Source organism: Bacillus sp. JJ1503, from assembly GCF_036965125.1.
Taxonomy (GTDB): Bacteria; Bacillota; Bacilli; order Bacillales; family Cytobacillaceae; genus Cytobacillus.
Map to the genome: position 1 here is coordinate 1 of NZ_JBALOZ010000001.1, position 8846 is coordinate 8846.

The following is an 8846-nucleotide window of genomic DNA, read 5'->3' on the forward strand; positions in this document are numbered from 1 at the left end:
TAAGATGATTAATATTTTGATCTACACTCTCTTTCCTTTTATATTGATTAACACCACACTTGGATTATTTATTATTTATGGCGTAGATGTTTTTAAATGGGATTGGGTAAATAAGCTAATATTTGGCGAATTGTTAGAGGGCTCTAATGTAAATGCTGGGTCACGGCTATGGTCAACATTTAACAACCCTAACTATATTAGTGGATTTGCTGGGACATTAACAGCACTATTTTTTACTTTAGCAATATTAAAGAAAAATATCGTTGAAAAAATAGCGCTGTTAATCATTTCACTAGCAAGTTTCTCTATGGTGTTAACCTCACTTTCAACAAGCGGGTTTCTAGCATTTTCAATGACGGTACCGTTAATTTTGATTATTGGATTATTTTCGAAAACAAAGGGTAAGTCACTTTCGTTTTTCTTAATAGGGATTCTAGGGTTTGCACTTATACTAAATACATTAGCAATAAAAAACCCGAAAGTTTGGGACGAGTCAATTGGTTTTCTATTCAGTAAGAATCCATATTTAGAAGTTCAACAATCTGCAAAAGGATTATTAGATTTTGAATTTGAATCAAAGGTTTCGGCAACGAAGGTAGACTATAAGTTAAAAGAACTGCCTCCTTCAGGAGTCTCAGCAGGTTCTGGTCGTATCTTTATTTGGGAGAAAGTAATTGAGATGGTAGGAGAAAGGCCAATACTAGGATACGGTTTGGATACACTTGTCTATCATTTTCCACAAGACGATCCCGAGAAAAACTCTGCGTTAGAAACCTTTAATATTATTATAGATAAACCCCACAATTTATTAATTGGGCTAGCCTATGGTTCTGGTGTATTTTCTGCCATTGCTTTTATGCTATTAATTTTCTTTCTCTTGGTAGAATGGGTAATTGTTTTATTAAAAAGAAGCTTAAATAAGGAAACAATAGCAATAGGAATGATGATAGTAGCATTCATAGTTCAATCTATGTTTAATGACTCCATTATCGGTTTTACAAACGTGATATTTATTTTCCTAGGTGTACTAGCAGCAAGTATCATAAATAACAAAAATGAAATTACAGGGGAAAAGTAAATGCAGGATGAAATTAGCCTACGAGAATTAATCGAAACAATTTTGAATGGCAAGTGGATTATTGCCACCATAACAGCAATAGCAGTATTAATTGCAGTTATAGCAAGTTATTTTATAATCCAGCCTTCTTACGAAACAAGTGCAAAGGTATTGGTGAATAGTGTGAAACAGGAAAATGCGGGTAGTGAGTTGGCAACGTATTTAAACGAAGCTATATCACCACAAGTATTTTCAGAGAGATTGCAATCGTCTCAGCTATTAAAAAGAGTAATCGAAAAAGAAGGGTTAAAAAACTGGACAGTAAAAGGGTTAAGGACGAGTTTAACCATTGAAACAAAGCCCGACACGAATATTGTAACCTTAACCTTAAAAGGAAAGGATCCAATAGTTATTCAAAAAACACTTACTGCTGTTTTAGAAGAATCAAAAGTATATATTGGGGAAAAGGTTTCTGAAAGATTAAACAGCTTGGCTGTTCAGTATAATGATCAACTGACGATTGAAAAGGAGAATTTAGATGAAGCTCTTAAAGAGTACAATCAATTAAGGGCTGCAGAGGGGCTTCCTTCAATTGTATTGTTAGATGCCGTCACTTCAACGGAAAAACAATATACTCTACAAATTAGTGATGAACAATTAGCGGAGTTGCACACTCTTAACAAGAATAAGCAGGTTCAATTTGAAAAGATCAATAATAAAGTGAAGACCTTAACAAATCTTTATAATAAATATTCTGATCAATATGAGGAAGCTAGAAGCATAGCGAAATTATATAAAGCAGATAGTAAACTGTCAATACTTGCTGAAGCGGATATTCCTTCTGACCCAGTATCTCCGAAAAAGGCATTAAATTTAGCTATAGCATTAGTTTTGGGCCTGATGGTTGGTGTAGGAGTTGTCTTCTTGCGCTATTATTGGAAAAATTCCGCTGTCTAAAGTAGAAGGGCGCTATTCTCAGCATAACTTAGTGGCTGTCTTCAATAATTGAGAGTATAATGCGGAGGCGGAATAGAGCCAGTATTTAGCGATCATTTTAATGAGTATCTAATGGTAAAGCATCCTATGGATAGTAGTGTGTTTTATCATTAGATATTTATTTTGGGGAATAGGGGGATATGCTGATGACTTATCAAAAACGGCTTACGTTTTTGAGTATGCTCGACTCTTTAATCGTCTTATCAGCAATATATTTTAGCTATTTAATGCTTCATCCATATTTAGGCATATTCAAACTAGGAACCTTATTGGCAAGTTCGATTACCTTGTTAGTCTGCCATCATTTGTTTGCTTATTTATACAAGCTTTATAAAAAGGCGTGGGAGTATGCGAGTATCCGTGAATTATTAGCCATTGTCCAGGCTGTAACGCTTTCTATTGTTACAACTGCCATTATTCAGTTTATTATTTTTAACGATATTTATGTACGCGCACTTTTTATTACATGGATGATTCATGTGCTACTGATAGGGGGCTCACGATTTTCATGGCGGATGTTCCGCGACCGCTACATAAGGAATGAGGAAGTAGACAGAAAACTCACATTAATTATTGGTGCTGGATCAGCCGGAACCATGGTAGCTAGACAATTATTAAACAGTCATGATGCTGAGCTAAGACCTGTTGCTTTTATTGATGATGATCGAAAGAAGTATAACCTACAAATTCTGGGCTTACCTGTTATAGGAAACTCAAGTCATATTGTTAAAGCTGTCCAGATGTTGAAAATAGAAAATATTATCATTGCAATTCCATCTTTAAGCAAACAGGAGTTAAATCGGATCTTTGAAGAATGTGCAAAAACTAGTGCGAAGACACAAATAATGCCAAAGCTTGAAGATATTATGCTGGGAAAAGTATCAATTAATCAATTTCGGGATGTGCAGGTTGAGGACTTATTAGGCAGGGAACCAATTGAACTTGACATTAATAGCATTTCCGAATATGTGCTAAACAAAACCGTTCTTGTCACAGGAGCAGGTGGTTCGATTGGATCGGAAATATGCCGACAAATCTGTTCCTTCTACCCTACTAAAATTATTCTTGTTGGTCATGGGGAAAATAGCATCTATCAAATTGAGATGGAATTGCGAAATCATTATGGGAGATCAATAGAAATAATTCCAGTTATCGGGGATGTACAAGATCGTACAAGAATGTTTGAAATCATGGAAGAGTTTAGTCCTGATGTGGTCTATCATGCAGCTGCACATAAGCATGTACCACTAATGGAGTATAACCCGAGGGAAGCAGTGAAAAACAATATTTTAGGTACGAAAAACGTTGCAGAAGCTGCTGACACATTTGGAGTGAAGACATTTGTAATGATTTCTTCTGATAAGGCTGTAAACCCAACAAATGTCATGGGTGCCACTAAACGAATTGCTGAGATGATTATTCAGCAATTGGCAAAAGTAAGTAATACAAAATTTGTTGCCGTTCGCTTTGGAAATGTACTTGGGAGTAGAGGGAGTGTTATCCCACTTTTTAAAAAGCAAATTCAAGCTGGTGGACCAGTAACTGTAACACATCCTGAAATGACACGATATTTTATGACAATTCCAGAAGCTTCAAGATTAGTGATACAAGCAGGGGCCTTAGCACGAGGCGGGGAGATTTTTGTGTTAGATATGGGAGATCCGGTTAAGATTGTCGATCTGGCGAAAAATCTCATTAAGCTGTCAGGCTACACAATTGAAGAAATTGGAATCAAATATTCGGGGATTCGCCCAGGGGAAAAGATGTATGAGGAATTGCTCGTGGAAAATGAAGTTCATAAGGAAGCGGTTTTTCCAAAGATATTTATTGGGAAAGCGGTTTTGGAGCAGGAAGAAGAGATTGAGTATCTTCTAGTTCATTATGATCATTTGTCACCTGACGAAATAAAAGAATTTGTGATTAATGTGGCTAACCGGAGGAAGAATGAAGTTTTATATGGCACTGAGGTTGGAAAAGGTTAACCCATACTAAAATCTTATTTTAATAGTAGAATTAAAATTGACAATAGAAAGAAACTTGGGCCCCTGTTCATTTGATTGATATGATTAGATGGGCAAGGGCTCTTGTTTTGTGAAAAAAATAAATGTTAAATGTAATAGTGTATTTCCTAACGCATTTTCTTCAATAACGGTTAAGTATCGTTTTAAACCGTAAACAATCAATTTGAAAAAAGGTTACCGGGTTGGATAATTGTTTAGAAATTAGTAATCCCTTTATCTTATTTAAATTTACTAGGATCTAACCAATTAACTAACTTTCAAGGAGTGGTTCTGAAGTTGTATATTAAAATAAAAAGATTAATAGATTTTCTTCTTTCTTTAATTGGATTAATGTTACTAACGCCATTGATTATTTTCATAATAGTTGCGATAAAATTGGATTCAAAAGGACCGGTACTTTTTAAGCAAAAGCGAATAGGGATAAATAAAACTCAATTTAATATATTAAAGTTTCGGACTATGCGAATAGATACTCCGAAAGACATGCCAACACATCTTCTCGAGGACCCTGAGCAATATATCACAAAGATTGGTAAATTCTTGAGAAAAACTTCACTTGATGAGCTACCGCAAATTTGGAATATTTTTATCGGAGATATGAGTATAATCGGACCTAGACCTGCATTATGGAATCAATATGATTTAATTGCTGAACGTGATAAGTATGGTGCTAATGATATATTACCAGGACTTACTGGTTTGGCTCAGATTAATGGGCGAGATGAGCTTTCTATAGAGATCAAGGCAAAGTTGGATGGGGAGTATGTTGAGAACTTGAGCTTATGGATGGATCTTAGGTGCTTCTTTGGGACCATCGTGAGTGTTGTTAAGAGTGATGGAGTTGTTGAAGGTGGGACTGGGGCCAAAAAGGAAGTGAGTACCAAGATAACGGGATCTACAGGAAAGTAAATAGAATAATAGAGGTGTAGAAATGTTATTTGTTACGGGAATTACTGGTCATACTGGTAAGTGGTTTTTAGAAAGACTAATTAAAGAAAACTATCAAGGTAAAATAAGATGTTTAGTTAGGGAAAATAGCAATACTGATCAAATAGATCGTTCGGGACTTGACATTGAAAAAGTATATGGAAATTTAGAAGATAATAAATGTCTTGAAAAATTGATGTCAGGTGTTGAAACTGTAGTACACATCTCGACAATTTTATATTCAAATAATGTTATTAATGCAGCAATAACGAATAACGTAAAATGGACAATCCTTGTTCATACTACTGGTAGATTTTCTAAATATAAAAGCGCTTCTGAAGAATATATTAAGATTGAAGAGGGACTTCTTGAAAAACGAGATAAAATAGGAATTACAGTTCTTAGACCAACTATGATTTATGGATCTTCTAGAGATAGAAATATGTATAAATTGGTGGACTATCTTTATAGACATAAGTTTTTCCCTATGTTTGGTCAGGGGGGAAACTTAATGCAGCCTGTACATGCTAAAGATTTAGGTAATGCCTATTATAATGTACTAATAAATAAGGATAAAACATTTAATAAAGAATACAATTTATCGGGTAAGGATCCTATTAAATATATTGATCTAGTTCGATGTGTTTCCAAAGCATTAAAAAGAAAGAACACAATAGTGAAGATTCCATTATGGTTTTCTATATTATCAGCAAAAATATATAATGCCTTAGATAAAAGGGCAATTATCTCTGTTGAACAAGTACTAAGAATGCAAGAAGATAAGGCCTTTAGTTATGTAGAAGCGTCAAAAGACTTTGAATACTCTCCTTTATCATTCGAAGATGGGATAAAGGGTGAAGTAGAAGAGTACTTAAAAAGCAAGTTAAGAGGATAATGAAAATGAAAATACTAGTAGTTTGTCAATATTTCTATCCGGAACAATTTAGAGTAAACGATATATGCTTTGAACTAGTAAAAGATAGACATGATGTTACTGTCTTAACGGGGTTACCTAATTATCCTAGTGGAATTGTAGATATAAAATACAAGGGGTTAAAAAATAGAAATGAAGAAATAAATGGAGTTAAAATAGTTCGTTCTTGGCTTTTAGGAAGAGGAGAAGGCACTAAAAAATTAGCTGCAAACTATTTAAGTTTTGCTATTTTTTCTACATTTAAAGCACTCTTTATAAGGAAAGACTTTGATTTAATTTTAGTGTATCAGCTATCACCAGTAACAATGGCGTTGCCAGGGATTTTGTTAAAAAAACTCACAAAAAAACCTTTAATAATATACTGCCATGATTTATGGCCTGAGAGCATAGCTTCAGTGGGTATTTCATCAGATAGTAAGATATATAGTATTTTACTTAAGTTGAGTAAGTGGATATACAAAAATGCTGATTATATATTTACGAGTTCAAAATTATTTGAAGAATATTTTAAAGAAATATTAAAAGTACACAAAAGAATTATACATCTGCCAGTTTATGCAGAAGCATTGTTTGAAAATATTACACCAAATAAAAAGGAAAATGAAAATATAAACCTTGTTTTTGCAGGAAATATAGGAGAAATGCAAAGTGTAGAAACAATTATTTATGCCGCTAAAGAACTTAAAGGTGCTCGAGATATTAAATTTCATATTGTCGGTGATGGATCTTCAAAAGCAAAATGTGTAGAATTAGTCAATCAACTGAAACTTGAAAATGTGAATTTTCACGGACATTTTCCTATAACAGAAATGCCAAGGTTTTATGAAATGGCGGATGCTTTTTTAGTTACGTTGAAAGCTAATAAAGTTATTTCATATACACTACCAAATAAAGTCCAATCGTATATGGCAGCAGGTAAGCCGATAATAGGGTCCATAGATGGAGAAACTCAAATTGTTATTGATGAAGCAGGTTGTGGGTATTGTTCAGCAGCTGAAGACTCAACAGAGTTGGCTAATAATATAAGGAAGTTTGCAAAAGAAAAAGATAAGCATTTTGCTTATGGAAAAAATGCAAGGGCGTATTATGACAATAATTTCTCAAAAATAAAATATATTGATAGATTGAATGACTTATTAACAAAAATTAAACTAGAGGGGGATGTAAAATATGTTCGAAAGTAAAACCTTATTAATTACAGGTGGAACAGGCTCCTTCGGTATCGCTGTAATGGATAGATTTTTGGATAGCGATATAAAAGAAATACGGATTTTTTCACGAGATGAAAAAAAACAAGATGATATGCGTAAATTATATAAAAATGACAAATTGAAGTTCTATATTGGTGATGTAAGGGATCTGGCAAGTGTAAAAAATGCAATGCATGGAGTTGATTATGTTTTTCATGCAGCAGCACTTAAACAAGTTCCTTCTTGCGAGTTCTTTCCTCTTGAGGCTGTAAAAACGAATGTACTAGGAACTGATAATGTGTTAACAGCTGCAATAGATTATGAAGTGAAGAAGGTAATTTGCCTTTCAACGGACAAAGCAGCTTATCCGATTAATGCAATGGGTATATCGAAAGCGATGATGGAAAAAGTATTTGTCGCTAAATCTAAAACAGTTGATCCAGAAAAGACACTTATTTGTGGAACTAGGTATGGAAATGTAATGGCTTCGCGGGGCTCAGTTATACCACTGTTTATTGAACAAATTAAAAGTGGCCAGCCATTAACAGTTACAGATCCAAATATGACTAGATATTTAATGAGTCTTGAAGAAGCTGTTGAATTAGTTGTTTTTGCATTCCAAAATGCCGAGGCTGGCGATATCATGGTACAAAAAGCTCCGGCTTGCTTAATTAGTGATTTAGCTATCGCTTTAAAGGAACTTTTTAGGGCAGATAATGAGATAAAAGTTATTGGTACCCGTCACGGAGAAAAGCTATATGAGACCCTTTTAACTAGAGAGGAATATGTTATGGCAGAGGATTTAGGTGGTTTCTTTAGGGTTTCAGCAGATAAACGCGATTTAAACTATGAAAAGTATTTTGAGCAAGGAAATGAGAAGCTTTCAATTGATCAAGAATACAATTCTCATAATACACACCGTCTAAACATTGAGCAAATTAAAGAAAAATTGATAGAACTAAATTATATAAAAGAAGAACTGGACAAATGGATGAAGGTGCACGTATGATGAGATTTTTAGTATTAGGCGCTACAGGTATGGCTGGTCATGTAATTGCTATTTATTTAAAAGAGCAAGGCCATGAAGTAACTGCTTTAACCAGAAGATCCTTTCCTTATTGTAAAAATATTATTGCAGATGTGAGTAATTTACCTGTAGTAACAGAAATAATCAAAAACGGCAAGTATGATGCTGTTATAAATTGCACTGGCATACTAAATCAATATGCTGAGGAAAATAAACATCAAGCTGTATTTATAAATAGTTATTTACCTCATTATCTAAGCTATGTAACAAAAGAAACTAAAACAAAAATTATTCATATGAGTACTGACTGTGTTTTCTCAGGTAAGAGTGGGAATTATTATGAAAATTCATTAAGAGATGGAGAAACTTTTTATGATAGAACAAAAGCTTTAGGAGAATTAGAAAATAATAAAGATTTAACATTTAGAAACTCAATTATTGGTCCTGATATAAATAAAAACGGGATAGGTTTGTTTAATTGGTTTATGGAGCAGGGCGGCAAAATTAATGGATTTAATAAAGCGATTTGGGCTGGTGTAACGACTTTAACCTTGGCTAAGGCAATGGAAAAGGCAACGGTTGACAATTTAGTAGGGTTATATAACTTAGTCAATAATGACTCCATATCTAAGTTTGAAATTTTAAAACTTTTTAATAAACATTTTAAGGGAAATCAATTGATAATAAATAAAAG

At 33.7% G+C, this 8846-nt stretch carries 8 protein-coding genes; all 8 read left to right on the top strand.

The window, feature by feature from the left end:
- Positions 1-1078, top strand: a 1078-nt coding sequence (locus V7149_RS00005) for an O-antigen ligase family protein (protein WP_335343628.1), incomplete at its 5' end; no start/stop codon positions are given.
- Positions 1079-2014 carry a Wzz/FepE/Etk N-terminal domain-containing protein gene (locus tag V7149_RS00010; protein ID WP_335343629.1) on the top strand — a complete coding sequence of 312 codons (936 nt, stop codon included), beginning with the start codon at positions 1079-1081 and terminating at the stop codon, positions 2012-2014.
- A 185-nt stretch (positions 2015-2199) separates the two neighbouring features.
- Complete coding sequence (locus tag V7149_RS00015) at positions 2200-4035, top strand: polysaccharide biosynthesis protein (RefSeq protein WP_335343630.1); 1836 nt, start codon at positions 2200-2202, stop codon at positions 4033-4035.
- Between the two features lie 315 nt (positions 4036-4350).
- Positions 4351-4983, top strand: a complete 633-nt coding sequence (locus V7149_RS00020; protein ID WP_335343631.1) for a sugar transferase — start codon at positions 4351-4353, stop codon at positions 4981-4983.
- A gap of 22 nt (positions 4984-5005) precedes the next feature.
- Positions 5006-5896 (top strand): NAD-dependent epimerase/dehydratase family protein, encoded by an 891-nt coding sequence (locus tag V7149_RS00025; protein ID WP_335343632.1) that lies wholly within the window; start codon positions 5006-5008, stop codon positions 5894-5896.
- Positions 5897-5901: 5 nt separating this feature from the next.
- Positions 5902-7119: a glycosyltransferase family 4 protein gene (locus V7149_RS00030; protein ID WP_335343633.1), complete on the top strand. Its 1218-nt coding sequence runs from the start codon at positions 5902-5904 to the stop codon at positions 7117-7119.
- Positions 7106-8134 (top strand): polysaccharide biosynthesis protein, encoded by a 1029-nt coding sequence (locus tag V7149_RS00035; RefSeq protein WP_335343634.1) that lies wholly within the window; start codon positions 7106-7108, stop codon positions 8132-8134. Before V7149_RS00030 ends, V7149_RS00035 begins: the two co-directional genes overlap by 14 nt.
- Positions 8113-8846, top strand: a 734-nt coding sequence (locus V7149_RS00040; RefSeq protein WP_335343635.1) for an SDR family oxidoreductase, incomplete at its 3' end; no start/stop codon positions are given. The genes V7149_RS00035 and V7149_RS00040, both read left to right, overlap by 22 nt.